This window comes from Azospirillum sp. TSO35-2 (genome assembly GCF_003116095.1).
Taxonomy (GTDB): domain Bacteria; phylum Pseudomonadota; class Alphaproteobacteria; order Azospirillales; family Azospirillaceae; genus Azospirillum.
On record NZ_LGRA01000017.1, the window covers coordinates 1 to 1,960 of the forward strand.

Genomic DNA, 1,960 nt, shown 5'->3' on the forward strand with positions numbered 1-1,960 from the left:
CGATCAGCTTCTCCACCCGCTCATGGTCGCGGCTGCCGCCCAGCTCCAGGTGACGCGCCACCTCGGCGTAGCGCGCAACCCCCTTCGGCCGGTCGTACTGGCTGAACGCCGTCTGCTTGGTCGGGATGTCCGCCGCGTTGTAGCGGATCACGTTGGCGATCAGCAGCGCGTTGGCGATGCCGTGCGGCAGGTGGAACTCCGCTCCCAGCTTGTGCGCCATCGAATGGCACACCCCGAGGAACGCGTTGGCGAAGGCGATCCCGGCCAGCGTCGCCCCGTTGTGCACCAGCTCGCGCGCCTTCGGGTCCTTGGCCCCGTTGATGTAGGCCGACGGCAGGTGACCCTTCAGCAGCTTCAGCGCCTGCAGCGCCTGGCCGTCGGTGTACTCGTTGGCGATCACCGAGACATAGGCCTCCAGCGCGTGCGTCACCGCGTCGATGCCGCCCGCCGCCGTCAACCCCTTGGGCATGTCCATCACCAGGTTGGCGTCGATGATCGCCATGCTCGGCGTCAGCTCATAGTCGGCGATCGGGTACTTGGTCCCGGTGCGCTCGTCGGTCACCACCGCGAACGGCGTCACCTCCGAGCCGGTGCCCGAGGTCGTCGGCACCGCCACCAGCTGCGCCTTCACGCCGAGCTTGGGGAAGGTGTAGATGCGCTTGCGGATGTCCATGAAGCGCAGCGCCAGATCCTCGAACGCCACCTCCGGCGCCTCGTACATCACCCACATGATCTTGGCCGCGTCCATCGGCGAGCCGCCGCCCAGCGCCAGGATCACGTCGGGCTGGAAGGCGTTGGCCAGCGACAGCCCCTTGCGCACCACCGCCAGCGTCGGGTCGGCCGCCACCTCGAAGAAGGTCTCCACCTCCAGCCCGAGGTTCTTGAGGATGCGCACCGTCTCGGCGACGTAGCCGTTCTCGAACAGGAAGCGGTCGGTGACGATCAGGCAGCGCTTCTTGCCGCGCAGCTCCTCCAGGGCGAAGGGCAGGATGCCGCGGCGGAAGTAGATCGACTTGGGAAGCTTGTGCCACAGCATGTTCTCGGCCCTCTTGGCCACCGTCTTCTTGTTGATCAGGTGCTGCGGCCCGACATTCTCGGAGATCGAGTTGCCGCCCCACGAGCCGCAGCCCAGCGTCAGCGACGGCGCGAGGCGGAAGTTGTAGAGGTCGCCGATGCCGCCCTGGCTCGACGGCGTGTTGATCAGGATGCGGGCGGTCTTCATCACCGCGCCGAACTGGCGGATGCGCCCGCCCTGCTGGTCCTGGTCGGTGTAGAGCACCGAGGTGTGGCCGATGCCGCCCAGCGCCACCAGGGCGGCGGCCTTGTCGCAGGCGTCCTGGAAGTCGGCGGCGCGGTAGAGCGCCAGGGTGGGGGAGAGCTTCTCGTGGGCGAAGGGCTCGGCGTCGGCGATGTCGGTGACCTCGCCGATCAGCACCTTGGTGGTGGCGGGCACGGCGATGCCGGCCATGGCGGCGATGGTGTGGGCGGACTGGCCGACGATGTCGGCGTTGAGGTGGCCGTCGACCAGCAGGACCTTGCGCACCGCGTCGGCCTCGGCCGCCGACAGGATGTGGCCGCCGTGATGGGCGAAGCGGTCGCGCACCGCGTCATAGACGGCGTCGACGACGATGGCCGACTGCTCCGACGCGCAGACGACGCCGTTGTCGAAGGTCTTGGACATCAGGATGGAGGCCACCGCGCGCTTGATGTCGGCGCACTCGTCGATCACCGCCGGGGTGTTGCCGGCGCCGACGCCGATGGCGGGCTTGCCGGAGGAGTAGGCGGCCTTGACCATGCCCGGCCCGCCGGTGGCGAGGATCAGGTTGATGTCGGGGTGGTGCATCACCGCGTTGGACAGCTCCAGCGACGGCTCGTCGATCCAGCCGATGATGTCCTCGGGGGCGCCGGCCTCGACCGCGGCGGCGAGCACCAGGCGGGCGGCCTCGCAGGTGGATTTGCG

The 1,960-nt window shown here is 68.9% G+C and carries 1 protein-coding gene; it reads right to left on the reverse strand.

The genetic code is table 11. The features are described 5' to 3' along the window. Nucleotides 1-1,960, reverse strand: a 1,960-nt coding sequence (adhE, locus tag TSO352_RS11050; protein WP_109107408.1) for a bifunctional acetaldehyde-CoA/alcohol dehydrogenase, incomplete at both ends; no start/stop codon positions are given.